The 23,609-nt window shown below is 65.3% G+C and carries 22 protein-coding genes; 14 read left to right on the forward strand and 8 right to left on the reverse strand.

Features of this window, described 5'->3' with window-relative positions:
• Nucleotides 1-28: 28 nt before the first annotated feature.
• From PKE71_RS06480 to PKE71_RS06495, 4 genes are all read right to left on the reverse strand, one after another.
• A complete protein-coding gene (locus PKE71_RS06480; protein WP_271186132.1) occupies nucleotides 29-2,167 on the reverse strand; it encodes a putative bifunctional diguanylate cyclase/phosphodiesterase in 2,139 nt (712 codons plus the stop codon).
• Nucleotides 2,168-2,315: 148 nt separating this feature from the next.
• Nucleotides 2,316-3,545, reverse strand: coding sequence for an SAM-dependent methyltransferase (locus tag PKE71_RS06485; protein ID WP_271186133.1), 1,230 nt, complete (start codon nucleotides 3,543-3,545; stop codon nucleotides 2,316-2,318).
• A complete protein-coding gene (locus tag PKE71_RS06490; RefSeq protein ID WP_271186134.1) occupies nucleotides 3,545-4,315 on the reverse strand; it encodes a DUF1365 domain-containing protein in 771 nt (256 codons plus the stop codon). Before PKE71_RS06490 ends, PKE71_RS06485 begins: the two co-directional genes overlap by 1 nt.
• Nucleotides 4,312-5,664, reverse strand: a complete 1,353-nt coding sequence (locus PKE71_RS06495; protein WP_271186135.1) for an NAD(P)/FAD-dependent oxidoreductase — start codon at nucleotides 5,662-5,664, stop codon at nucleotides 4,312-4,314. Before PKE71_RS06495 ends, PKE71_RS06490 begins: the two co-directional genes overlap by 4 nt.
• Before the next feature lie 201 nt (nucleotides 5,665-5,865).
• On the opposite strand from PKE71_RS06495, the gene PKE71_RS06500 reads away from it, so the two are divergent.
• The 14 genes from PKE71_RS06500 (at nucleotide 5,866) to PKE71_RS06565 (ending at nucleotide 19,394) form a co-directional block, all read left to right on the forward strand.
• Entirely contained in the window at nucleotides 5,866-6,450 is a 585-nt protein-coding gene (locus PKE71_RS06500; RefSeq protein ID WP_271186136.1) for a sigma-70 family RNA polymerase sigma factor, read from the forward strand.
• Nucleotides 6,447-7,127: a ChrR family anti-sigma-E factor gene (locus tag PKE71_RS06505; protein WP_271186137.1), complete on the forward strand. Its 681-nt coding sequence runs from the start codon at nucleotides 6,447-6,449 to the stop codon at nucleotides 7,125-7,127. The genes PKE71_RS06500 and PKE71_RS06505 overlap by 4 nt, the downstream gene beginning before the upstream one ends.
• Nucleotides 7,128-7,234: 107 nt before the next feature.
• Nucleotides 7,235-8,299: a LacI family DNA-binding transcriptional regulator gene (locus tag PKE71_RS06510; RefSeq protein WP_271186138.1), complete on the forward strand. Its 1,065-nt coding sequence runs from the start codon at nucleotides 7,235-7,237 to the stop codon at nucleotides 8,297-8,299.
• A gap of 76 nt (nucleotides 8,300-8,375) precedes the next feature.
• Entirely contained in the window at nucleotides 8,376-8,705 is a 330-nt protein-coding gene (locus PKE71_RS06515; protein ID WP_271186139.1) for an Hpt domain-containing protein, read from the forward strand.
• A 36-nt stretch (nucleotides 8,706-8,741) separates the two neighbouring features.
• Complete coding sequence (locus PKE71_RS06520) at nucleotides 8,742-9,044, forward strand: STAS domain-containing protein (protein WP_271186140.1); 303 nt, start codon at nucleotides 8,742-8,744, stop codon at nucleotides 9,042-9,044.
• 7 nt (nucleotides 9,045-9,051) lie between these two features.
• Complete coding sequence (locus PKE71_RS06525) at nucleotides 9,052-10,236, forward strand: PP2C family protein-serine/threonine phosphatase (protein WP_271186141.1); 1,185 nt, start codon at nucleotides 9,052-9,054, stop codon at nucleotides 10,234-10,236.
• A complete protein-coding gene (locus PKE71_RS06530; RefSeq protein WP_271186142.1) occupies nucleotides 10,233-11,081 on the forward strand; it encodes an ATP-binding protein in 849 nt (282 codons plus the stop codon). The genes PKE71_RS06525 and PKE71_RS06530 overlap by 4 nt, the downstream gene beginning before the upstream one ends.
• Nucleotides 11,082-11,268: 187 nt before the next feature.
• Nucleotides 11,269-12,765: an alkaline phosphatase gene (locus PKE71_RS06535; protein ID WP_271186143.1), complete on the forward strand. Its 1,497-nt coding sequence runs from the start codon at nucleotides 11,269-11,271 to the stop codon at nucleotides 12,763-12,765.
• Between the two features lie 111 nt (nucleotides 12,766-12,876).
• The gene (locus PKE71_RS06540) at nucleotides 12,877-13,788 is read left to right on the forward strand and encodes a hypothetical protein (protein ID WP_271186144.1); all 912 of its coding nucleotides are present in this window, start codon (nucleotides 12,877-12,879) and stop codon (nucleotides 13,786-13,788) included.
• A 133-nt stretch (nucleotides 13,789-13,921) separates the two neighbouring features.
• The gene (locus PKE71_RS06545) at nucleotides 13,922-15,085 is read left to right on the forward strand and encodes a dipeptidase (RefSeq protein ID WP_271186145.1); all 1,164 of its coding nucleotides are present in this window, start codon (nucleotides 13,922-13,924) and stop codon (nucleotides 15,083-15,085) included.
• Nucleotides 15,086-15,226: 141 nt separating this feature from the next.
• Entirely contained in the window at nucleotides 15,227-15,907 is a 681-nt protein-coding gene (locus PKE71_RS06550) for a hypothetical protein (RefSeq protein WP_271186146.1), read from the forward strand.
• Between the two features lie 205 nt (nucleotides 15,908-16,112).
• Nucleotides 16,113-17,540 carry a deoxyguanosinetriphosphate triphosphohydrolase family protein gene (locus PKE71_RS06555; RefSeq protein WP_271186147.1) on the forward strand — a complete coding sequence of 476 codons (1,428 nt, stop codon included), beginning with the start codon at nucleotides 16,113-16,115 and terminating at the stop codon, nucleotides 17,538-17,540.
• A gap of 930 nt (nucleotides 17,541-18,470) precedes the next feature.
• Nucleotides 18,471-18,716, forward strand: coding sequence for a type II toxin-antitoxin system prevent-host-death family antitoxin (locus tag PKE71_RS06560; RefSeq protein WP_271186509.1), 246 nt, complete (start codon nucleotides 18,471-18,473; stop codon nucleotides 18,714-18,716).
• A gap of 423 nt (nucleotides 18,717-19,139) precedes the next feature.
• Nucleotides 19,140-19,394: a type II toxin-antitoxin system Phd/YefM family antitoxin gene (locus tag PKE71_RS06565; protein WP_271186148.1), complete on the forward strand. Its 255-nt coding sequence runs from the start codon at nucleotides 19,140-19,142 to the stop codon at nucleotides 19,392-19,394.
• Nucleotides 19,395-19,596: 202 nt separating this feature from the next.
• Here the strand turns inward: PKE71_RS06565 and leuB are convergent, their stop codons facing one another.
• Genes leuB through PKE71_RS06585 form a run of 4 tightly spaced genes read right to left on the reverse strand, consistent with a single transcriptional unit; the run spans nucleotide 19,597 to nucleotide 23,599 of the window.
• The gene (leuB, locus tag PKE71_RS06570) at nucleotides 19,597-20,655 is read right to left on the reverse strand and encodes a 3-isopropylmalate dehydrogenase (RefSeq protein WP_271186149.1); all 1,059 of its coding nucleotides are present in this window, start codon (nucleotides 20,653-20,655) and stop codon (nucleotides 19,597-19,599) included.
• Nucleotides 20,652-21,230 carry a 3-isopropylmalate dehydratase small subunit gene (gene leuD / locus PKE71_RS06575; protein ID WP_271186150.1) on the reverse strand — a complete coding sequence of 193 codons (579 nt, stop codon included), beginning with the start codon at nucleotides 21,228-21,230 and terminating at the stop codon, nucleotides 20,652-20,654. The genes leuB and leuD overlap by 4 nt, the downstream gene beginning before the upstream one ends.
• Nucleotides 21,223-22,653: a 3-isopropylmalate dehydratase large subunit gene (leuC, locus tag PKE71_RS06580; RefSeq protein WP_271186151.1), complete on the reverse strand. Its 1,431-nt coding sequence runs from the start codon at nucleotides 22,651-22,653 to the stop codon at nucleotides 21,223-21,225. The genes leuD and leuC overlap by 8 nt, the downstream gene beginning before the upstream one ends.
• Nucleotides 22,643-23,599, reverse strand: a complete 957-nt coding sequence (locus PKE71_RS06585; RefSeq protein WP_271186152.1) for a branched-chain amino acid transaminase — start codon at nucleotides 23,597-23,599, stop codon at nucleotides 22,643-22,645. Before PKE71_RS06585 ends, leuC begins: the two co-directional genes overlap by 11 nt.
• Nucleotides 23,600-23,609 lie beyond the last annotated feature (10 nt).

Raw genomic sequence — 23,609 nt, forward strand, 5'->3', positions numbered from 1 at the left:
CGGTCGTTCACGCGCTCGTCAGCGCCCGTCAGGCGGCGTTGTTCATCCGCTCCGCAAGGGCGCGCGCCGTCATCGGCGCACCGAAATGCCAGCCCTGCAGGTATTCGAAGCCCAGCAGGCGCAGCATGCTGGCCTGGCTTTCGGTCTCCACACCTTCAGCGACCATGTCGAGGTTGAGCGCATCGCCCAGCAGGGCCAGCGCCTGCAGCATCTTGTTGGGGCCTTCGCCCTTGCCGAGGGCGTCGATGAAGCTCTTGTCGACCTTGATCTTGGAGAAGGGCAGCATGTGCAGATAGCCCATTGAGGCAAAGCCGGTACCGAAATCGTCGAGATTGACGCGGAAGCCGGCGGCATTGAATTCGTGCAGACGCTGCTTGGCCTGTTCGAAATCGTCGACCAGCACGGTCTCGGTCAGTTCCAGCTCGATCTTGCTGGAGGTCAGTCCGGCTGCGCCAAGCTTTTCCAGATAGCGTGCGCACAGGTCCGGATCCTTGAGCTGGGTCGGGGACAGGTTGATCGATACGGTGAAGCCGGCGTGCGGCGGGATTTCGCGGCAGACGCTGTCGACCACGAAATCGCCGAGGCGGCGGATCAGGCGGGAGCGCTCCGCCACGCCGATGAAGACGTCCGGCGGAACGGCGCCGCGGGTCGGGTGCTCCCAGCGGAGCAATGCCTCCACCGACACGGTTTTTCCGTCGCGCGCGCGGGCGATGGGCTGGTAGACGACGCGGAATTCATTGCGTTCCAGGCCGGCCTCGATGTCCGCTTCCAGCGAGCAACGGGCATCCTTTTCGAGGCCGAGGCTGGCGTCGAAACACAAGGGTTGTTCCAGCTGGTCTGCCTTGGCTCGGTACATGGCCAGGTCGGCATCATGCACCAGCTGGGCGAAAGTCTTGGGCGCCTCCGGCCGCGACCAGGCGACACCGACGGCCGCGCCGATATCGAAATGGCGGCCGCCGCTCTCGAACGGATCGCGCAGGCTGGCCGACAGGGCGCGGGCAATCGGCAGAGCCTGGCTGGCACAGGCCTGTCCCGTGAGGGCGCAGGCAAACTCGTCGCCGCCCACGCGGGCGATGTGCACGCCGTCCGGCAGGGCCGCGCGGAATTTTTCCGAGACGATCCGGATGACCTCGTCTCCGGCCTGGTGGCCCGCCTTGTCATTGACGGCCTTGAAGCCGTTGAGGTCGATATAGATCACGGCCGCTTCGCCGTCGGCGGCGGCCTGCGTTGCCGTCTCGCCCTCGATGAAGCGGTTGAAGCCGAGCCGGTTGGGCAGCCCGCTCAGCGTGTCCGTCGTTGCGGCGCGCAGGGCGCGGCGTTCATTGCGTTCCGCCCTGCGGCCCAGTTTGCGTGCGCGGTGAACGAGAATCTGGGCCCCGGCGAAGAAGATAATGATATAGGCGAGCAGGGGCGCGAAGCTGTAGCGCAGCGTCTCATTGCCGGGCTGCGAGGGGGTCCAGGACAGCTGGGCGACGGCGTGTCCGGCCGGGTCCGCGATCGGCAGGCGGCTGCCGTGCGATGGCGTTGCGTCCATCGGGATCAGGGACACGTTTTCGACGAGAAAGCGGGTCTGCATCTCGTTGACGAAGCGTTCGTCGAGTGCGGTGCCGATTACCAGGACCGGCCCGGTCAACGGGTCGGTGGCGGCGCGGTTCTCGTACTCGCCGACCAGGGTGACCGAGGCGAGATAGGGCTGGCCGCGAACGGTGAGCATGTGAGAGCCGATGAAGCTTCCTTCGGCATAGGCGCGCGCAAGATCGCTGCGCAGACTGTCCAGATCGTCCGGGGAGAGCAGGTGGTCCAGAGGGGTTTCGCCGCTGTCGCGGTGCCAGGAATAGGTGAGCGTGTCGTTCGCGCGCGACATCACCACGAAGTCGAAGCCGAGATGATCGGAGAAGGACGACGCCATGCTCTCGCTGAGCACGTCGACATCGCCCGCATCCAGACGGTCCAGCGCGACCGACCACCAGCCATAATCGGCGACCCAGGTTTCGTTGTGGTGGATCGTGGTCTGGATGCCGGCCGTCAGCAATTGCCGGTCTGTCTCGGCCGCACCGCGATTGAGCGCGCCGACGAAGAAATAGATCACCAGCACGGACGCAATCAGGCTGACCAACGTCGCGACGTTGATATAGCGTCCCAATTGACTGTCGAGTGATTGACCCATCCCGTTCCGCCAGCTTTTTTGTCCGTTGTCGGAGCAGGTTTGAACGGGAAACGTAAACATCCGGTCGACAGCACTGCGACCGGATGCCCGAACGCACTGAAAAATCTCAGGATTGTCGTATTATCTTATGAGCCGTGTGGCGATCGGGTCAGTCCGGCTTGCGGTAGGCGAACTGGCCGACATCGATCCTTCCGGTCGTGAAACCGGCTTCGCAATAGGCCAGATAGAAACGCCAGATGCGGTCGAAACGGGCGTCGAAGCCCTGGCTGGCGATGTCCGGCCAGGCGTCCCGATAGGCGTCATGCCATCCGGCCAGCGTGCGCGCATAGCTCGGCCCGAACATGCAGGTGCCGATCGGCACCAGGCCTGCGCGGCCGGCCTCTTCACCCAGGCGCGAGGCCGGCGGCAGGATGCCGCCGGGGAAGACGTATTTCTGGATGAAGTCGACGGATCTGCTGTACTGGGCGAACAGGTCCTCGCGGATCGTGATGATCTGCAGGGCCGCCCGGCCGCCCGGCTTCAGGCAGGCCGCAACCTGGTCGAAATAGACCGGCCAGTTCTCCTCGCCGACCGCCTCGAACATCTCGATCGAGGCGATGGCGTCGAATTCCTCCGAGACGTCGCGATAATCCTGCAGCCGGATGTCTGCCTTGTGGGCGAGGCCGGCCTTGTCCAGGCGGGCGACAGCATAGTCATGCTGCTCGCGTGACAGGGTGAGGCCGGTGACGTGACAGCCGAAATCTCGGATCGCGACCTCGGCGAACCCGCCCCAGCCGCAGCCGATCTCCAGCACACGGTCGCCCGGCTTCAGACCCAGCGTCTCGCAGATGCGGCGGTATTTGCGGGCCTGCGCCTCGGCCAGCGTGTCGCCGGCCTTGTCGAAAATGCCCGAGGAATAGGTCATGCTCTCGTCGAGCCAGCGTTCGTAGAAGCTGTTGCCGAGATCGTAGTGGAAGGAGATATTCCGCCGGCTGCCGCTGCGCGTATTGGCGTTCATCCAGTGCTGGATCTTGCCGATGATGCGGCTGGGACCCTTGCCGGCGCGGGCGGCGTCGATACTGTCGAGCTCGCCGGCCAGCGCCAGGAGCAGGCCCTGCAGGTCGGAGGTTTCCCATTCGCCGTGGATATAGCCTTCGGAAAAGCCCAGCGCGCCGGATCCGGCGATGCGCAGCAAGGCATTCCATTTGCGGATCGACCAGTCGGCCCGGTGGGGGGCATCGGCCGGCCCGCATTCGAAACGGTAGCCGCCGGGCAGTTCGATGCGCAGACGGCTGTCGGTCAGATCGGATAGCGCCCGGCGCATCTTTTCCCGGGCATAGCGCTGCAGGCGGCTGGCCCGGCTTTCCAGCGTTTCGGCGGATTGCGTCGTATAGTCCATCACAGTCCCCTGGGCAGTGTGTCCGTACTCCCCCGTCGCGGCGCGTAAGTGCGCAGTCCCTTCAGGCGCAATCTTAACGCCTCGAACAGGATTCCGCCAACTGTCGCGAGGGTGTTCAGCGGCTGGGCGAGCTGGGCTTTCCAGAGAGAACGCGTCGTCAGCGCCTGCCGTTCCGCCTGCAGGATCGCGCCCATGATGCACGTCCCGTCGCGATAGTGGCGGATGCCCAGGCGCAGCGTGTCTTCGTCGCGGTCGAGCCGGAAGCGGTATTCGCCCTCGACCGGATTGAAGGGCGAGACGAAGAAGGTTTTCTCGCAGGCAAAGCGCAGCGGCGTGGCCGTGTCGTCGGGCACGTCGAAGGCGTAGACCTGCCGGCCGCCATGAAAATTCGCGACCTCGAACAGCACCGCGCCCAGACGGTCGTCGGCCCTGTGGCAGAAATAGACCGAGACGGGGTTGAACACGATGCCCAGAACGCGCGGTGCGGCGAGCAGCTGGATGCGGCCCGGTTCGAAATCGATCCCGTTCTGCTGCAGGCGGCTGCGCACCCAGTCGCGCAGCGCGCCATGACCGCGGCCATGATCGGCCGCATGCTGGCTGACGGGTGCAAACCGGTCGAAGGCAAAGCCGGCAATACCCCGGTCATTGCGGGCCGTACCATCGATGTCCGTGAGCAGCGACACCATGCGGTAGCGCAGGCTGTGGCGGCGCGGATGGTGCCGCATATGCCCGACATCGCCGGTGTAGAGAGAGACGGGAAGCGGTTTCATTCCGCAGCAACGGCCAGGGCCGGCTGAACCGGAGCAGGCGCCTGCGTCCAGGGGATGCGGGTGTCGCCGCCGGTGCAGGCCCAGGGCCGGCCCGGCGCACCGAGCGCTTCGGCGACGGCGAGCCCGGATTGCAGCCCGTCCTCGTGGAAGCCCGCCCCCAGCCAGGCACCGCAATACCAGGTGCGCCGGTGCCCCTGCAGCGTACCGAACCGGGCCTGCGCCGCGATCGCGGCCGCATCGAAGACCGGATGGTCATACTGGTCCGTGTGCAGCACACGGGCGGGATCGGGCGCCACGTCCGGATTGAGCGTGACGAGGACCGGGGTCTGCGTCGGCAGGGGCTGCAGCGCATTCATCCAGTAGGTCAGGCTGATGCGGCCGCCACTGTCGGCCGTGCGGGCGGACTCAAGATAGTTCCAGCTGGCCCAGGCCGAACGGCGGCGGGGCAGGAGGCCGGTATCGGTGTGCAGGATCGCGGTATTCGGCCGGTAGCGGATCGCCCCCAGCAGTTCGCGCTCCATCGGGTCCGGCGCGTCGATCAGCGCAAGGGCCTGGTCGCTGTGGCAGGCCAGGACGATCTGGTCGAACCGGCTTTCATCAGTATCGGTGCGGACCGTGACCTGACCGCCGGACCGGTCGATACCGCGCACCGGCGCGGACAGGCGCACGCGGCCCTTGATGGCGCCGGCCAGCCGCTCGACATAGCGATGGCTGCCGCCGGTGACGGTACGCCATTGCGGCCGGTCGGACAGCTGCAGCAGACCGTGATTGGTGAAGAACTCGAAGAAGGCGCGGGCCGGATAAGCCCGCATCTGGTCGACGGGCGAAGACCAGATCGCGGCGCACATCGGCAGGATGTGATCCTCGCGGAACGTGCTGGAATAGCCTTCGGCGCGCAGGAAATCGTCGAGCGAGCGAACCTCGCCGGCGTGATCGCCGCGCCGGGCATGATCGTGCAGACGCAGGATATCGCGGATCATGCGCCACATGCGCGGCCGGACCAGATTGCGCTTCTGGGCGAACAGGCCGTCCGGATTGGACGAGTATTCGAACCGGCCGCCATCCAGCGAGGCGGCGAAGGACATGCTGCTCGGGGCCGTCTCGACATCGAAATAGTCCAGCAGCGGCGTGAAATTGGGGTAGTTGCGCGGATTGAAGACGATGAAGCCGGTGTCCACATCGACATGCTCGCCGCCGATCTGGGCGCTGACCGTATTCGCGTGGCCGCCGAGCCGGGGCGCGGCTTCGAACAGGGTGACGTCATGGACCAGCGACAGGCGCCAGGCGGCGGCCAGCCCGGCAATGCCGGAACCGATGACAGCAATTTTCTGTCCGCGCGTGTGAGTCATGAAAAGCCCTGTCCTTTGACGGCCGGAAGTGCGGCCATAACCGGGGTTTACGCGGGCGGCGCGGCAGCGGATCACTGATAATGGCGCAGGCGGTCAGTGATCCGGCCGGGCGGTGCAATCGTATCGCGAAGCATGTACGCTGCCCTTCACACCCCGCCCGCAAGGGCAAGATGCGAAACGGTCGAGACCGGGAAGGCACGCATGACGCACGATACCGACCGCCGTCGGTCCATCTCCGACGCGGCTCGGCTGGCGGGCCTGCTCGAGCAGGTCGGCGAGAAGCGTGATGCGCAGGCTTTCCGGGCGCTGTTCGATCATTTCGCGCCGCGTATCCGCAGCTTCCTGATGAAGCGCCGGGTTTCCGCGGCCCTGGCCGACGACCTGACGCAGGATGTGATGCTGGCGATCTGGCGGCGTGCATCCAGCTTCGACGCGGCCAGGGCGTCGGCGGCGACTTGGATCTACACGATCGCGCGGAATGCGCACATCGATCACTATCGCAAGGCGGTTCGCGCCCGGAAGATCGACGAGCACGATCCGCACTTCCAGCCGCCGGACCAGCCCTTGCCCGACGATCTGTATGAACGGGCCGAGGCCGGTCAAAGCGTTACCGGTGCCCTGTCGGGGCTGCCGGACGACCAGCGCCTTGTGCTGGAACTGGCCTTCACCGAAGGCCTTTCGCACAGCGAAATTGCCGAGCGGCTGGACCTGCCCCTGGGAACCGTGAAGTCCCGCGTCAGGCTGGCCATGAACAAAATGAGACAAGGTCTTGGAGAATGGAAATGACCCAGCGCGGTCATGTGTTGGATGACAGCTGGTATCTCGACTACGCCGCGGGGACGCTTGGAACCGAGGCGCAGGACGTGATGATGGCATCGCATGTGGAATTGTCGGACGAGGCCCGCGGCCGGGTCGCCGCGCTGGAAATGCTCGGCGGCGCCATGCTGGACGCGTCGGACAGCGGCGAAGCGCCGCTTGGTTTCAGCGTCGAGGATATCCTGCGGCGGGCCGGTGACGAGCCGGACGCAGCCGTGACCGCGGCGGCACCGGTGGCAGCGGCGCCGGACGCAGATGACAGCCTGTGCCTGCCGCAGGCGCTGCAGGATTATCTGGCCCGCACCGGCACGCCGGTACGCTGGGGCTTTCTCGGCCCCGGCATGCGCAAGGCGATCCTGTGGCGCGGCGAGCATGGCGAGCGGCTGTGGCTGCTGCGCGCCCGGCCGGGCGTCGCGATCCCGCACCACGGCCATAACGGTTCCGAGCTCACCCTCGTTCTCAAGGGCAGTTTCTGGGACGGCGACCAGGAGTATCGCCCCGGCGATGTCGAGGAGGCGCATCCCGGCGTCGAGCATGATATCCGTATCGGTGAGGGCGGCGAGTGCATCTGTCTCGCGCTGACCGAGGGCAAGCTGAAATTCGAAAGTCCTGTGCTGCGCGCTTTCCAGGTGTTCACCGGGCTCTGACTGCCGTGCGGCACCGCGCTGCAGTTGTCCCCGGGCATCAAGCGGGTATGCTGCGTTTGCGCTACCATCCGGTCAGCGATTGGACGCCAGAACCGGTACCCGACACGATGACTGTGAAAACGCGGGCCAACAAGCAATTCGGTGCCACCATCAAGGATGTGGCGCAAAGCGCGGGCGTGTCGGCGATGACCGTGTCGCGTGTGCTGAACGGCGAAGCGAATGTGCGTCCGGAGACCCGCGAGCGGGTCCAGGCCGCCATTCGCGACCTGCGCTACCGGCCCAATCTTTCCGCGCGGAACCTGGCCCGTGCGAACACCTGGTTCATCGGTCTGCTCTACGACAATCCCGGCGCCGGCTATGTCTCCGAACTCCTGATCGGGGCGCTGAACCGTTGCCGCGAGGCCGGCTATCATCTCGTGGTCGAGACTTGTGGCGCCAGCGAAGATGACTGGGCAGGCACGGTCGAAGCCTTGCTGGAGAGGGGCGGTTTTGACGGGCTGATCCTGCCGCCGCCGGTCTGCAATCATGCCGGCGTGCTGGCGGCGATCGAGGCGGCCGGTCTGCCCTTCATCCGCATCGCGCCCGATGAGGCCGGCGACCACGGACCCGGCATCATGACGGACGACCGGGCTGCTGCGCGCAACATGACCGCGCACCTGATCGAGCAGGGTCATCGCCGGATCGGCTTTATCGGCGGCCCGGACGGACAGCGCGCCAGCCGTGAGCGGCATGCAGGTTATTGCGATGCGCTCGCGGCGGCCGGGCTGGACGTCGATCCGGCGCTCATTGTCGCCGGCGAATTCACCTACCGTTCCGGCCTCAAGGCGGCCGAGCGCTTGCTCGCCCTGTCGCCCCGGCCGACGGCGATCTTTGCCGCAAATGACGACATGGCGGTTGCGGTGATCGCCCAGGCGCATCGCCTGGCGCTCGATCTGCCGGGCGAGCTGAGCGTTGCCGGCTTCGACGACACCCAGAGTGCAACAGCGGTCTGGCCGCAGCTGACGACCGTCCGCCAGCCGGTCTCGCGGATGGCAGCAGAGGCTGTCGGGATTCTCGCCGATCGGCTGGATGCAGCGCGCGCAGGAGAAGAACGCGGCCGTGCGGAGCCGCATGAAATCGGGTCCGAGATCATCCTGCGGGAATCCGTCGCGCCTCCGGCAAGCTCCGGTTAGGCGCTCGCCGCTTGCCCGCATGCTGGAGTGGTGACTAAAGTCGCGCCCCTTGCGGGACTTCATCGCGGAGCGAACCATGTCCGACTGGCGCAACAAGCCGGAAATCGATAGCGCAGCCGTCCAGGCCCTGGTCGGAGCCGTCGGCGAATCCGTCTTTCGCGACATGAGCGTGCAATTCGTTGCTGACCTGCGGCGGCTGGTGGATACCTACTGGGCTGCCATGGACCGCGGGGAGCGGCCCGATGCCCACGCCACCGCCCATGCCCTGAAGGGCGCGGCCGCCAATATCGGGCTCACCCGGCTGGCAGCAGTGGCCGCGGCGCTCGAACAGGACGACAATGCCGCACGCGACGCGCTCAATGCCGAGCTGGAGGTGGCCCTGACCCGCCTGACCGAAGCGGTCTGACGAGCGCCCGCCGCTGGGGCGGGCCGGGGAGTGACGATGGAATACAGATCCGAATTCACCGGAAGTCCGGTCGTGGTCATGATCGAAGGTGTCCTCACCTTTGACGATCATGAACGTTTCCGCGAGCTCGTCGGCATTCTCGCTGACCAGGCACCGGGTCCGGTGGTGTTCGACCTGTCCGGTCTGACCATGATCGACTCGGCCGGTATCGGCATGCTGATCATGGCCAATGACCGCATCGTCAAGCGCGGGGGCGGTCTGCGGCTACGCGGTGTTTCCGGACAGGTTGCCAAGGTTGTCGAGCTTTCCAGGATCGAGCAGCTCATCCCGATCGACTGAGGCGCGGATGGACCTCGCACACTCCCAGTCCGAGCATGACGACCCGGCGCGCGACCGGATCCTCATTGTCGACGACCAGGCGTCCTCGCGCCTCTTGATCGGATCGGTGCTGGAAGCGGCGGGCTATACCTGTCTCGCCTATGCCAGGGACGGGGTCGAGGCGATCGAATGGCTCGCGGCCAACACGGCCGACATCGTCATCCTGGATATCCGCATGCCCCGAATGGACGGGTTCGAGGTGTGCCGCGAAATCCGCTGCCGGCTGGCGCTGGACCTTCCCATCCTGGTGCAGACCGGCATCCAGGAGGCAGACTGCCGGGTCGATGCCTTCAAGGTCGGGGCGTCCGACATCGTTTCCAAACCGCTCAATCCCGGCGAGCTGGTCTCCCGCGTGCGCCTGCATCTGGAACGCCGCCGCATGATCGGCCGGCTGCAGCGCTATCAGGACCGGATGGAGGACGAGCTGCGCGCGGCCCAGTCGATGCAGCTTGCGCTCCTGCCCGGCCCGGAAGATGTCGCCGCAATCCTGCAACCGCGCGGCGCCGCCATGACCACCTTCTACCGCGCTTCGCACATGCTGGGCGGTGATCTCTGGCAGGTCTTCCCGGTGGACGGGACCCGGTTCGCGGTCTTCATGGTCGATCTGTCCGGGCATGGCGTGTCGGCCGCCATCAACGCCTTCCGGGTCAACATGATCACCGCCGGGCTGGTCCGCGAACGGGCCGATCCGGACCGATGGCTGGCGGCGCTGAACCGGGCACTCGTGCCGATCCTGCCGGTCGAGCACTTCGCGACGGCCTTCTATGCCGTGATCGACGCGGCCGCCGGCGAGATGCGCTATGCCGTGGCCGGTGCGCCGCCGCCCCTGATCCTGCGCGGCGATGGCGGCTGGGAGGAATTGCCCGGGCGCGGCCTGATCCTGGGGTGCCTGGCGGATGCGGAGTATGAGTGCTCTTCGGTGCAGCTGGGACCGCAGGACCAGCTGTTCGCCTACAGCGACGCGCTGTACGAGGACTTCGAGAACCCCGAAGCCAGTCTCGGGGCCGGGGATATCGCCATTGCCGTGCAGGCCGAGGCGGCCGCCGGCAGCGATGCCTTCTCAGCCCGGCTGCTGACGCGTCTTTTCGGCCGGCCCGATGCCGAATTCCGCGACGACCTGACCTTCCTGCTGATCGGACTGAATGCCCCATGAAACACCGCGACGACCTGATCTGGATGATGGTGTCCGACGGCCCGCTGGCGCGCCGCCTGGGCGACTATCTTCAAGGCGAGCCGCGCGGTGTGCTGGTTGGCGAGACGGCCCTGCCGGAGCGCGGCGAGATCGGTGTGGTGATTGCCGACGATGCGCATCTGGGGGCCCTGAAGGCGGCCCGGTTGCGGGCCGGTGAGGCGATGCAGTCGATCTTCCTGACCGAGCGCGCCGACAGCCAGGTCCAGGCCGATTTCGTCCTGTCGCGCGATACCGATTTTGCGTCGCTGAAGTCGGTCTTCGAGGCCGCCTGCGATTATCGCGAGCAGGTGCTGGAACTGCAGGCCGATGTGGCCCGCCGCAAGTCCGCCATCGGCACGATCATGAGCGGCCAGTTCGTCTTCCGCACGCTCGACGAGGCGCGCAACCTGTCGACCATGCTGGCGCTGGCCTGTCCCAATTCCGACGCCGTCGTGGTCGGTCTGCAGGAGTTGATGATCAATGCCGTCGAGCACGGCAATCTGGAAATCACCGGTGCGCAGAAGCGCGACCTGCTGATCGCCGGGACCTGGCGCGAGGAGGTCGAGCGCCGGCTCGCCGATCCCGCCTATGCCGGGCGCCGGGTGATCGTCACCTTCCAGCGCGGCGCGCGGATGATCGCCTTCACCATCCAGGACGAGGGCGAGGGGTTCGATCACGAGGCTTTCCTGACGGGGCCGCCGGCCGGTGGAGGCTATCGCGGGCGCGGGATCACGCTGGCGCGCACCCTGTCCTTCTCCTCGCTGACCTATATGGGCTCGGGCAGTGTGGTCGAGGCGGTGATCCTGCTGGACGGGCCGGCGGGCTGAGCGCCGCTGCGCCGACTTGAAACTTTCATTGGTCATTCCCGGCCGCATTCGGTAGGCCTGCGCGACCTGGAGCAGGAGCGTTTCCTGCGGGATCGCCCCTGCTCCGGAATCTTGAGCGGTCGCGCGATCGAACGGTGAACCGGTTTCCGCTTCACCGGATCACGCTCCAGCGGAACGAGGTCACGACGTGCATATCAAATCCTTCGGCCCGGCGGTTGTCCTGGGCGTCTTCCTGGCCGGTGCTGCCAGCGCCGCAACCCTTCAGGACACCGGCAATGATGGTGACAACTGGCAGCGCGCCCGCGCCGAGCTGGACCGCCGCATGGCGGTCGATGTGCGTCCGCAGCAGGCCCGCAATGTCATCCTCTTCATCGCCGACGGCATGAGCATCCCGACCATTTCCGCCGCGCGGATCTATGGCGGCGAACAGGCCGGCGACGGCGAGACGCACACCCTGTCCTTCGAGGCCTTCCCCAGCACCGCCCTGGTACGCACCTACAATACCGACGCCCAGGTCGCCGACAGTGCCAGCACGGCAACGGCGCTGGTGACCGGTCACAAGACCCGCTCCGGCGCGATCAGTGTGCGGGCCGACCAGTTTCTCGATGCCTGCGCGCCCGGTGCCGACCTGCCGCCGACCCTGGTCGAGCTGGCCGAGCGCCGCGGCCTGGCCACCGGCATCGTCTCGACCGCCCGCCTGACCCACGCCACGCCGGCCACGCTCTACGCGCACAGCCTGATCCGTTCCTGGGAAGCCGACAGCGACATGCGGCCGGAAGGCGTCGCCGCGGGCTGTGTCGACATTGCCGCGCAATTGCTGGCCTTCGACGAGGGCGACGGTATCGAGCTGGCGCTGGGCGGCGGCCGGGCCCGTTTCCTGCCCGAGGCCGAGGGCGGCGTGCGTGCCGACGGGCGCAACCTGATCGCGGAATGGCAGGCGAACGACCGCGTCGCCGTGACCGATGCCGCCGGTTTCCGGGCCCTCGATCCGGCCGCCGGCGCGCCGGTGCTGGGTCTCTTCTCCGACAGCCACATGGCCTATGAGGCCGATCGCAGCGAGGCCGATGAGCCCTCCCTGGCGGAAATGACCGCCTTCGCCATCGACCGCCTGTCGCGGAACGAGGACGGTTATGTGCTGATGGTTGAGGCCGGCCGGGTCGATCATGCCCACCACGCCACCAATGCCTATCGCGCCCTGACCGACATGCAGGCCTTCGACGCGGCCATCGCGGCGGCGCTGGAACGGGTCGATCTGGACGAGACGCTGATCGTCGTCACCGCCGATCACGGCCACACCATGACCTTCTCCGGCTATCCCGGCCGCGGCAACCCGATCCTCGGCCTGGTGCGCCGCGCCAACCCGTACGAGCCGGGCACAGAGCCGCAGCTGACGCTGGACGAGACCGGCCGGCCCTACACCACGCTGGGCTATCAGAACGGCCCCAATGTGCGCGCCCATGAGGGCGAGCCGCTGGACGAGGAGACCGTGATGGCGCCGGACTATCTGCAGGAGACCGCCGTCGAACTGTCCAACGAGACCCATTCCGGCGCGGATGTGGCGCTTTATGCCACCGGGCCGCGGGCGCACTGGTTCGGCGGATCGATCGAGCAGAACACCGTCTTCCACCTGATCTCGGCCGCGCTCGGCTGGCCTCGGGATGAAGACGAGACTGCGGTGGAATAAAAATAACCGTTCAGCTGTGGTTCAGTAGCAGGATCGTCTAAACTGGGATCACGCTACCGGATGGGACGGCACAAGGGTGACCGGGCCGGCGGCTTGAAAAGGGGATCCGTCATGCAGTTTCGTTCTCTCGCCGCCGCGGCGGCCGTCCTGGCCTGCGCCGCTCCGGCCATCGCCCAGGATTATTCCGCGCCGCCCACCTATGGCAGCGTCAATCTGAACTCCGGTTTCACGCCGGATCCCTACACCGTGCGCATCACTTCCGGCGGTGCGCGCTCGGCGGCCAATGTGTCCTCGTCCTGCCGCGGCTGGATCGCCGACGCGCCGGACTATTCGGTCTACTACACCGCCGGAAACATGTTCGACCTGACCATCGGCGCCACGTCCAGCTCGGACACGACGCTCGTCGTCAACGGGCCCAGCGGCAACTGGTATTGCGACGATGACAGCGGTGAAGGGCTCAATCCGAGCATGACCTTCTCCAACCCGCAATCCGGCCGTTACGACATCTGGGTCGGTTCCTACAGCCAGGGCGATTATGCCGACGCAGTCCTCGCCATCTCCGAACTCGGCGGCTCCGGCGGCGGATACAATGGCGGCGGCAACAGCTATGGCGGGATCGATTTCTCCCTGCCGGCCAATTTCGGCAGCGCCAATCTGCGCGCCGGCTTCACGCCCGATCCCTACCGTGTCGACATCGTCTCCGGCGGCGGTTTCCCGGCGTCGGACGTGCGCAGCGGCTGCGCCGGCTGGGTGTCCGCCGCGCCGGACTTCGAGCTGCGCTACACGGCCGGCTCCTCCCTGCCGCTGATCCTGTCGGCCGCCTCCTCGTCGGACACGACCATCCTGGTCAACGATCCGAACGGCAACTGGCACTGCAATGACGATGGCGGCAATAGCGGCCTCAACCCGGCCCTGACCTTCCACAATCCGGCCTCGGGCACCTATGACATCTGGATCGGTTCCTACCGCCAGGGCGAGAATGCCAATGCGTCGCTGTCGATCTCGGAACTCTACAGCGAATAGGCCGTCCCGGCTGACACCAGAGCATGAAGGGCCGTCCGGACAATCCGGGCGGCCCTTTTTCTGTCTGCTTTCTTGTCTGCCGCCGGGCTTTCACGCTACAGCTTGTGAACGCTGTTCATGGGAGGGACGGGGCATGACACGGATCATTCTGGGCGCGATCGCCATCCTGCTGGCGGTGGCCGCCGGCCTCTTCTTCTACGTCATCCCCGTGCGCATCGATGCCGGACGCAATCTCGTCCTGCCGCACGAACCCTATGTCCTCTCCGCCGAGGCGCAGGCCCTGCACGCCACGCTCGACGTCGCCGATCTGCATTCCGACATGCTCCTGTGGATGCGCGATCCGGCCCGCCGCAACGATCGCGGCCATACCGACCTGCCGCGCCTGCGCGAGGGGCGGGTGGCCTTCCAGGTCTTCGCCAGCGTCACCAAGACGCCCTCCTCGATGAATTACGAGGAAAACTCGGCCGACAGCGACAATATCACCCCGCTCGCCATCGCCCAGCGCTGGCCGGTCGACACCTGGGGCTCGATCCGCAATCGCGCGCTCTACCATGCCGATCGCCTAAACCGCCTGGCCGATAATGACGACGCCTTCACCGTCATCCGCACGCGCGGCGATCTCGATGCGGTGCTCGCCGCCCGGCAGAGCGACCCGATGGCGATGGGCGGCCTCCTCGCCACGGAAGGCGCGCACCCGCTGGAAGGCGATCTGGCCAATATCGAACCGCTCTGGGAGGCCGGCTACCGGCTGATCGGCCTGCAGCATTTCTTCGACAACGAGCTGGGCGGATCGCTGCACGGCGTCTCCGGCGCCGGCCTCACCGATTTCGGCCGCGAGGCCGTCGCCGCCATGCTCGAGCGCGGCCTGATCATCGATGTCGCCCATTCCTCGCCCGCCGTGGTGGCCGAGGTTCTGGCGATGACCGACCGGCCGCTCGTGGTCTCCCACACCGGCATTCACGGCCATTGTCCGGTCACCCGCAACATTCCCGACGGGTTGATGCGCGCCATCGCGGCGGAAGGCGGGCTGATCGGCATCGGTTTCTGGGAAGACGTGACCTGCGATGACAGCCCGTCCGGCGTCGCCGGCACCATAATCGCCGCCATCGACCTTGTCGGCCTCGACCATGTCGCCCTCGGCTCCGACTATGACGGCACCATCACCACCACATTCGACGCGTCCGAATACGCCGTCCTCACCGACCGCCTGCTCGCGGCCGGCCTGAGCGAGGACGATGTGCGCCAAGTGATGGGCGGCAATGCGATCCGGTTTTTCCGGGAGCAATTGCCGGAATAGGGGCTGGGTGGCTGGTCTGGGGCCTCGGAGACACAGCGGCGCAAAATCCCTTTATCTTACCGATGTTTCATTGGTTCCGCCCGCGCCCGCCGGGTCTGCTGGTCCGCATCGAACCGATCCAGCAAACGGAGCCATGCCCTCATGCCCCTGACCCTCAGCGCCTTCGCCGTCACGCTCGCCACCCATGTGTGCACCGCGCCCGGCTGTCCGGACGCCGCGCCCTGGCCGGCCCCCATGCGCACGGTCGAGGCGGCGGGCACGCTCGTCTCGCCGCATCAGCCGCAGGCGCGCATCGTTGTGCCCGGCAGCGCGGTCTATGCCGGCGGCCGCCGCTGGGCGCTCTATGACGCGGTGGATGCCGAGATGCACCTCTTCGTCGAGGCCGGCGAGGACCGGGTGGTCGACCGGCTCTACTGGATCCAGTTCGAGGCCTATCTGCCGACCCTGCCGGAGGCCGGCTACGACTTCCACCTGTCAGACCTCGAGCAGCGCGCGCTGGGCGACGCCAGTTTCTTCGTCCGCGCCCGCTTCGGCGAGGGCGCAAGCGATGTGCCGCAGGCCGGCTCCGACAATGCCATGATGCGCGCCGTGCTCGAAGAGGCGGGCTACACCCTGCCGGCCGAGACCATCAACGCCACCATGAAACACATCCTCGACGCCGATAATCCGCGCGAGGAGCTGATGATCATCTACATAGAAGACCTCGCCCCCACCGGCGCCTCCATGGCCGACATCATAAACGCCGGCCTGGACAGCGCGCTCTGGGAAGGGCTGTCACAGGGCGTGCTGGACCGGGCCGAGGCGCGGGTTGTGGTGGAGTGAGGGGGGCAGCAGGTCGGAGATGTTGCACTGGGCTCTGGCTATGATGGTACCATCAGCGCGACGTCTGAGGCGTCAGGGTGTGCTGCGCTGACGGACTCCACAACTGTCGTTTACGCGCATTGCGTGTTTTTCTTACAAAAAATTTTATAAGGTTGAATTTTGAAGGGGCCAGCGATCTATTGGGATGCTGGATTATGGAGTTGAGATGGATCTATTTTCGACGGCTCGTCTATCGAAAGGGGCTTTAAATAGTAGCGATCATCGAACGGAATTCGAACGCGACTACGACCGCATATTGTTTTCGGCGCCCGTTCGTCGCTTGGTCGATAAGACGCAGGTCTTTCCGCAAGAGAAGAATGATAGTGTCCGGAACCGCCTAACGCACTCGCACGAAGTATCGAACCTCGCTCGATCGCTCGCGATGCGCTTGGGCCGTCAACCAAACTTGGCCTTTGATGGTCTTTTTGACGGAGCGCAGGTGGCGGTTATCGCCGCCGCGGCAGGTCTAGCGCACGATGTTGGTAATCCACCTTTTGGACACCAGGGCGAAAAGGCTATTTCTCGCTGGTTTGAAAAAAATGAGTTGGACATATGCGGCGAGGGTGTGAGCCTCCCAGAACAGCAACGTCTTGATTTGCTCCATTGGGAAGGAAACGCGCAAGCGTTTCGTCTTGTAACGCGCCTTCAGGTGTCTAAGGGAAATACTGGGCTCAACCTGACGGCGGCCACATTGGCTGCGCTTATGAAGTACACAGTAGCGTCACATGAGCGAGATGGGGGCCCCGGCGCTCACTCTGCAAAAAAGAAATTTGGGTACTTCTGGGCTGATCGACAGGCCGCGAATTGGGTCTTCGATCAAACCGGCATATCGGGTGGCTTGAGGCACCCTATAGCTTACATAATGGAGGCAGCCGACGACATCGCTTATTCGGTGATCGACATTGAGGATGCAGTGACCAAGCGTCTCGTATCGATCCATGATGTACGAGCTGCTATTGGGTCCACTGCGCCAGAAAGTATGCTTGGCCTCTTGGACGGGCACATTAAGGATCTAGCTACGGAGGCGCGAGCGCCTGACGAAATAAGCGACATCGTCGCTCAGTACTTTAGGACGTTTGCGATTGATCACCTAATGTGTGCGGCTTCTGATACGTACACGAAACACAAAGCCGAAATACAGTCAGGCCGATTTGGTAGCGGGTTGATCGAGGCTTCTGATGCCGCGGAATTTTGTAAGACTCTGAAGAGATTCGCGTTCGAAAATGCATTCTCCCATGATCATGTGCGAGAGGTTGAGCTCCAAGGTGAAATCATGCTGCATAAACTCGCGGACCGCTTGTGGCGTGGCATCGATGAGTGCAGCTTGCGCTCCAGTAAGCTCTCTCAAATCGAAGCAGCTCAGGGTTTGATGCCGAAGGAGCAAACAACCTTTGGGGAGTTCGTATACGGTCAAATATCTAAAAATTATCGTGACGCATTTGAGAGAGATATATCATTGGCAACATCTCCCGCAGAGATCCGCTATCGCCAGATCCTCCTTCTTACGGATATGTTGTCGGGTATGACGGAGCGGTATAGCACCGACCTACTCAAGAAGCTTGACCGGGTCCACGATGGACAAATCCCAGCGTAGAGCTGTCAAAGACCGAGTGCAAAAAGCCCTCCGAGGGCGCCACGGGGTCAATCGGTTAAAAGGAATCGATGAAGTCCTCTCCCAGTTAATGGAAGTGGGGAGAGTGGCTGCGATTGGCGGACTTGTGCGCGAAACCGGCGTATATGGCCGAAGCTCTCCTCGATGCGACTTCGATTTTGCCGTAGAGGTCAAAGAGCCCGTAAAGTTAGCCAAGCTCCTCCAATCTCACGCTTGGAATAGAAATAGATTTGGAGGCTTTAAACTCCGGATAGAGTCTATTGATCTGGAATTTTGGGACATCCAACAGACATGGGCCCATCGGGCAGGGCACGTTACCGTCAATTGTCTAGAAGACATTGCGAATACCACATTTTTCAATATCGATGCCGTGCTATGTCCTCTCCAAAAAGGAGAGAGCATTATCGCCTCGGAAGCCGCTATCTCAGGGCTCAATGAGCGGTTGCTCGATATAAACTTGTTGCCAAACCCAAACCCTTTAGGGGCGGCGGTTCGAGCTCTGCGAAGGATGTTTGATCATGACATGCGCGCGTCGGATCAGTTAGCGGCTTATATTGGCTCGCAGATTGATGCTGAAGGTTGGGCGGCTCTCGCCGACCTAGACCGGCGAGCTTTTCCGTGGTCGCCAGTTCTGCAAGAGATTGGCGAAGAGCCGTTTGAGACTGGTGCCTCTTTCCAGAGGTGGCTCAGTAGGCACGGTAACCACTTGCCAACCCCTCGCCAAGACGAATTGGATTTGAAAGTCTGTCGGCCACCAACTTCTCAACTGACGACCAACCACAAGTATAGCCAACAAACTTGTCGTCCTCTGGTCCTGTAGTACGCTTTGCGCAAGACAGGCTTTCGTTTCCGTTGCTACAAAAAATCGCTCGACCTGCCCAACTGGAAGCGTGATCGCAAACGGCGGCCAATATTCCCGCGACCGATGTGAAGCAGAATTTCGGGCGCTATGTCGAAGAGGCGCAGCATGGCCCGGTGCATGTGCAGAAGCATGGCCGGGACAGTGTGGTGATCGTCTCGGCGCGTCATTATGCCGAGCTGGTGAAGAACCAGAGATCGCGCGAGGCCGGCGAGCTCGATGCCGAAACGGTCGACCGGTTGACCGCCGCGCGGATGGACACGCAGCACGACTACCTCGACAGGCTGATGGACGATTAGCATGGCCTTTCCGGGCCGAGCTGTCAGAGCAAACGTGCGCGCTGACGCGCTCCGCGGCGCTTTGCGCCGCCCCCTCAGTCCGCTTCGCGGACAGCTCCCCCGCAAGCGGGGCGAGCCCTGATCAGGCTTCCCCTGCGTAGCGGGGGAAGTGGCCGAGCCCGGCCTTGCGCCGGGTGAGGTCGAAGGGGGCCGGTAAGCCCTAAGCCGTCACGGCCTCAGCCTCCAGCCGTTCCACCAGCTTCACACCGGCGCCCGAACACGTCAGATCCCCGCCGAGATCGCCGGTCCATTCGCCGGCCTCGTGCATGGCGTTGTCACCCCCGTGTCTTCACCCCGCCTCTTCACCCACCCAGTCCCCCTCCGAATCTTGACATTTCGCCTGTTTTGTCTATTTTGTGCCAATTAGACGTTATGAGGCGAGCCATGACCAATGTTCCCGCGACCGATGTGAAGCAGAATTTCGGACGCTATGTCGAAGAGGCGCAGCATGGCCCGGTGCATGTGCAGAAGCATGGCCGGGACAGTGTGGTGATCGTCTCGGCGCGTTATTATGCCGAGCTGGTGAAGAACCAGAGATCGCGCGAGGCAGGCGAGCTCGATGCCGAAACAGTCGACCGGCTGACCGGCGCGCGGATGGATACGCGGCACGACCCCCTCGACAGGCTGATGGACGATTAGCATGGCCTTTCCGGCCCGAGCTGTCAGAGCAAAACGTGCGCGCTGACGCGCTGCGCGGCGCTTTGCGCCGCCCCCTCAGTCCGCTCACGCGGACAGCTCCCCCGCAAGCGGGGCGAGCCCTGATCAAGGCTTCCCCTGCGAAGCGGGGGAAGTGGCCGAGCCCGGCCTTGTGCCGGGTGAGGTCGAAGGGGGCCAGGAAGCCCTAAGCCGCCACAGCCTCCGCCTCCAGCCGTTCCACCAGCTTCACACCGGCGCCCGAACACGTCAGATCCCCGCCGAGATCGCCGGTCCATTCGCCGGCCTCGTGCATGGCGTTGACCGCCTTGCGGATGCGGGCGGCGGCGTCGGTTTCGTTGAGGGCGTCCAGGAGCTGGGCGGCGGCTTCGATGGCGCCGAACGGGTTGGCCTTGTCCTGGCCGGCAATGTCGGGGGCCGAGCCGTGGATGGGTTCGAAAATGCCGGGACGGGCCTCGCCCAGCGAGGCGGAGCCCAGAAGGCCGATCGAGCCCGGCAGCATGGAGGCCTCGTCGGACAGGATGTCGCCGAACATGTTCTCGGTGACGATGACGTCGAAACTGGCCGGGGCGCGCAGGAGATGCATCGCCGCGGCGTCGACATACATGTGATCGAGCGCGATATCGGGATAGTCGCGCGCGCCCATTTCCGAGACGGTCTCGCGCCACAGGCGGCTGGTTTCCAGCACATTGGCCTTGTCCACCGAGGTGAGACGGCCGCGTCGCAGGCGGGCCTGTTCGAAGGCAACACGGGCGACGCGGGCGATCTCCGCGCGGCTGTAGGTGCAGGTGTCGGAGGCCTGGCTGTCCGTGCGCTCGCGCCGGCCGAAATAGATGCCGCCGGTCAGCTCGCGCACGATCAGGAGGTCCGTCCCCGCTACGAGGTCGGCTCGCAGCGGGGACTTGTCCGCCAGCGCGGGGTGCACGCTGGCAGGTCTCAGATTGGCATAGACGCCGAGCGCCTTGCGCAGGGCCAGAAGGCCGGCCTCGGGGCGCGAGGGCGCCTTGTCCCATTTGGGTCCGCCCACCGCGCCCAGGAAGACCGCGTCGGCGGCCTGGCAGGCGGCCAGGGTCTCGTCGGTCAGGGGTTCGCCATAGCGGTCGATCGAGGCGCCGCCGAAAGCGTGTTCCTCGAACCGGACCGAGAAGCCGGACAGGGCGGCAGCCCGTTCGATGACGGCGCGGGCGACGCGGGTGATCTCCGGGCCGATCCCGTCGCCGGGCAGAAGGACGATGCGATAGGTCATGCGGTCTGTGTCTCGTAAGCGGTGATGGCGTCTTCGTTGGCGGTGAGGAAGCCGAGCGGGTCGGTGCCTTCCATCAGGCAGTGCCGGGCGAAGGGCTCGATCGTGAAGTCGAAACCGGGCCCGTTGCCCATCTCGACGCGCTGGGCGGCAAGATCGATGGTGATCTCGACATCGGGATGGGCCAGCAGCCAGTCATGCGCTTCCTTCGGGGCCAGGATCGGCAGGAGGCCGTTCCTGGCCGCATTGGAGCGGAAGATGTCGGCGATCTCCGAGGAGATGACGGCGCGGAAGCCGAAATCGTGCAGCGCCCAGGGTGCATGCTCGCGCGAGGAGCCGCAGCCGAAATTGCGCCCCGCCACGAGGATGCGGTGGGTGGCCGTGTCCAGCGCGTTGAGGGCGACGGTCTCCAGCGGCTTGCCGTCACTGTCATAGCGCCAGTCGTGGAAGGCCTTGTCGCCCAGCCCGTCGCGCGAGGTCGTGGTGAGGAAGCGCGCGGGAATGATCTGGTCGGTGTCGATGTCTTCCTGGTCGATCACGAAGGTGCGGCTGGTCAGCGTGGCGAAGCGTTCAGGCATGGGCGGGCTCCATCAGCGTGGCCGGGTCGATGACATGGCCGGCGATCGCGGCTGCGGCGGCCGTGGCCGGGCTGGCCAGCACGGTGCGCGCGCCGGGACCCTGGCGGCCCTCGAAATTGCGGTTCGAGGTGGAGACGATCAGCTGGCCCGGCTCGCCCTTGTCGCCATTCATGGCGATGCACATGGAACAGCCCGGCTGGCGCCATTCCGCGCCGGCCTCGATGAAGATCCGGTCCAGCCCTTCCGCCTCGGCCTGCTTGCGCACGGCGACCGAGCCGGGGACGACGAGGGCGCGCACGCCCGGCGCCACCCGGCGTCCGCTCATGATCGCGGCGGCGGCGCGCAGGTCTGTGATGCGCGAATTGGTACACGAGCCGATGAAGACCTGGTCGACCTTCGCGCCGGAAACCGGCTTGCCCGCCTCGAACTGCATATAGCCCAGCGCGCGGGCATGGGAGGCCGACCGCGCGGCCGGAACCGGCGCGTCGACGGCGATGCCGGTATCCGGTGCCGTGCCCCAGGTGACCATCGGCCGGATCTGTGTCGCGTCGATCACGACCTCACGATCGAAGTGCGCGCCCGGGTCGGAGCGGAAATGTGACCAGTGTGTCACTGCCATATCCCACTTGTGGGGGTCTGACGGCACATGTTCGCGACCCTTGAGCCACGCAAATGTCGTCTCGTCGGCGGCAATCATCCCGGCCCGCGCGCCCGCCTCTATCGACATGTTGCAGACCGTCATCCGGCCCTCCATGTCGAGCGCCTCGATCGCCTCGCCGGCATATTCGATCACGCATCCCGTACCGCCATCCACACCGATCTCGGCGATCACCGCCAGGATGATATCCTTGGCCGAAACGCCCGGTGCCGTGGGGCCTTCCAGCGTGATGCGCATGGACTTCGGCTTGCGCTGCAACAGGCATTGCGTCGCCAGCACATGGCCGACTTCCGTCGTGCCGATCCCGAATGCCAGCGCTCCGAAAGCGCCATGCGTCGCGGTATGGCTGTCGCCGCAGACAATCGTCATGCCCGGCTGGGTCGCCCCCAGTTCCGGCCCGATCACATGCACCACACCGCGATACTCACTGTCCCAGCCATGCAGGGTAATCCCGTGCGCCGACGCATTCGCCTGCAGGGTCTCGACCTGCTTGCGGGCAGCCTCGGTCGCGTAGGGCGGGCTCTCGCCCGGGGCGAAATCCAGCGTCGGCGTGGAGTGGTCGATCGTCGCCAGGGTCCGGTCCGGCCGACGGACCTTGAGGCCGCGCCCGGCCAGCACCGCAAAGGCCTGGGGCGAGGTGACCTCGTGCACCAGGTGCAGGTCGACATAGAGCATGGCCGGCGTGTCGGCCGTCTCCGCCTTGACCAGGTGGGCGTCCCAGACCTTCTCGAACAGGGATCGCGGACGCCCGCTGTCAGGCGACATGCTGGACCTCCATCGGATTGTCCTGGACCGGCTGCAGCCAGCCGTGATGATCCGGGGTCTCGCCGGTGAACAGGCCGAAGAAACGCTCCTGCATCCTTTCCGCGACCGGGCCACGGCCGCCGCAGCGCACGATATGGCCGTCGACCGAGCGCACCGGCGTGATCTCGGCCGCGGTGCCGGTGAAGAAGATCTCGTCGGCGACATAGAGGCTTTCGCGCGACAGGGTCTGCTCGCGCACGTCATAGCCTTCCGCCTCGGCCAGCTTGATCACGCTGTCGCGGGTCAGGCCGGACAGGATGGAGGCCGAGGTGGGCGGCGTGCGGATGATGCCGTCGGAGACGACGAAGATGTTCTCGCCGGCGCCTTCGGACACCAGGCCGTTGACGTCCAGGCCGATGCCTTCGTCGAAGCCGCGCGAATGGGCTTCATGGCTGATCAGCACCGAGGAGAGGTAATTGCCGCCGGCCTTGGCACCGGTCGGGATCGTGTTGGGCGCAGCCCGGTTCCAGCTGGAGATGCAGCAATTCACGCCCTTGGACAGGGCGTCCTCGCCCAGATAGGCGCCCCAGGGGAAGGCCGCGATGCAGACATCGATACTGGTGTCCTTGCCCGGCAGGACGCCGATGCCGCCATAACCGAAATAGGCGATGGGGCGGATGTAGGCGTTCTTGAGATGATTGGCGCGCACCGCCATGCGGCAGGCGGCCTCGATCTGCTCCTGGGTGTAGGGGATCGGCATGTGGTAGACGCGCGCGGAGTCAAACAGGCGCCGGATGTGGTCGGTGAGCCGGAAGATCACCGGGCCGGACGGCGTGTCGTAACAGCGGATGCCCTCGAAGACAGAGGTGCCGTAATGCAGGGCGTGGCTCAGCACATGGGTCTGGGCTTCGTGCCAGTCGATGAGTTCGCCATTACGCCAGATGAAGTCGGTTTCTTGAATAGCCATGGTCTTGGTG

The sequence above is a fragment of the Maricaulis virginensis genome (assembly GCF_027922185.1).
Classification (GTDB): domain Bacteria; phylum Pseudomonadota; class Alphaproteobacteria; order Caulobacterales; family Maricaulaceae; genus Maricaulis; species Maricaulis virginensis.

Coding starts and splice junctions, on each gene's coding strand:
- PKE71_RS06545 (WP_271186145.1), top strand. CDS start 13,922: ATGACACGGATCATTCTGGGCGCGATCGCCATCCTGCTGGCGGTGGCC.
- PKE71_RS06565 (WP_271186148.1), top strand. CDS start 19,140: ATGACCAATGTTCCCGCGACCGATGTGAAGCAGAATTTCGGACGCTAT.
- PKE71_RS06520 (WP_271186140.1), top strand. CDS start 8,742: ATGGAATACAGATCCGAATTCACCGGAAGTCCGGTCGTGGTCATGATC.
- leuD (WP_271186150.1), bottom strand. CDS start 21,230: ATGCCTGAACGCTTCGCCACGCTGACCAGCCGCACCTTCGTGATCGAC.
- PKE71_RS06495 (WP_271186135.1), bottom strand. CDS start 5,664: ATGACTCACACGCGCGGACAGAAAATTGCTGTCATCGGTTCCGGCATT.
- PKE71_RS06555 (WP_271186147.1), top strand. CDS start 16,113: ATGGATCTATTTTCGACGGCTCGTCTATCGAAAGGGGCTTTAAATAGT.
- PKE71_RS06515 (WP_271186139.1), top strand. CDS start 8,376: ATGTCCGACTGGCGCAACAAGCCGGAAATCGATAGCGCAGCCGTCCAG.
- PKE71_RS06585 (WP_271186152.1), bottom strand. CDS start 23,599: ATGGCTATTCAAGAAACCGACTTCATCTGGCGTAATGGCGAACTCATC.
- PKE71_RS06490 (WP_271186134.1), bottom strand. CDS start 4,315: ATGAAACCGCTTCCCGTCTCTCTCTACACCGGCGATGTCGGGCATATG.
- PKE71_RS06530 (WP_271186142.1), top strand. CDS start 10,233: ATGAAACACCGCGACGACCTGATCTGGATGATGGTGTCCGACGGCCCG.
- leuC (WP_271186151.1), bottom strand. CDS start 22,653: ATGTCGCCTGACAGCGGGCGTCCGCGATCCCTGTTCGAGAAGGTCTGG.
- PKE71_RS06505 (WP_271186137.1), top strand. CDS start 6,447: ATGACCCAGCGCGGTCATGTGTTGGATGACAGCTGGTATCTCGACTAC.
- PKE71_RS06510 (WP_271186138.1), top strand. CDS start 7,235: ATGACTGTGAAAACGCGGGCCAACAAGCAATTCGGTGCCACCATCAAG.
- PKE71_RS06485 (WP_271186133.1), bottom strand. CDS start 3,545: ATGGACTATACGACGCAATCCGCCGAAACGCTGGAAAGCCGGGCCAGC.
- PKE71_RS06550 (WP_271186146.1), top strand. CDS start 15,227: ATGCCCCTGACCCTCAGCGCCTTCGCCGTCACGCTCGCCACCCATGTG.
- PKE71_RS06540 (WP_271186144.1), top strand. CDS start 12,877: ATGCAGTTTCGTTCTCTCGCCGCCGCGGCGGCCGTCCTGGCCTGCGCC.
- PKE71_RS06480 (WP_271186132.1), bottom strand. CDS start 2,167: ATGGGTCAATCACTCGACAGTCAATTGGGACGCTATATCAACGTCGCG.
- leuB (WP_271186149.1), bottom strand. CDS start 20,655: ATGACCTATCGCATCGTCCTTCTGCCCGGCGACGGGATCGGCCCGGAG.
- PKE71_RS06525 (WP_271186141.1), top strand. CDS start 9,052: ATGGACCTCGCACACTCCCAGTCCGAGCATGACGACCCGGCGCGCGAC.
- PKE71_RS06500 (WP_271186136.1), top strand. CDS start 5,866: ATGACGCACGATACCGACCGCCGTCGGTCCATCTCCGACGCGGCTCGG.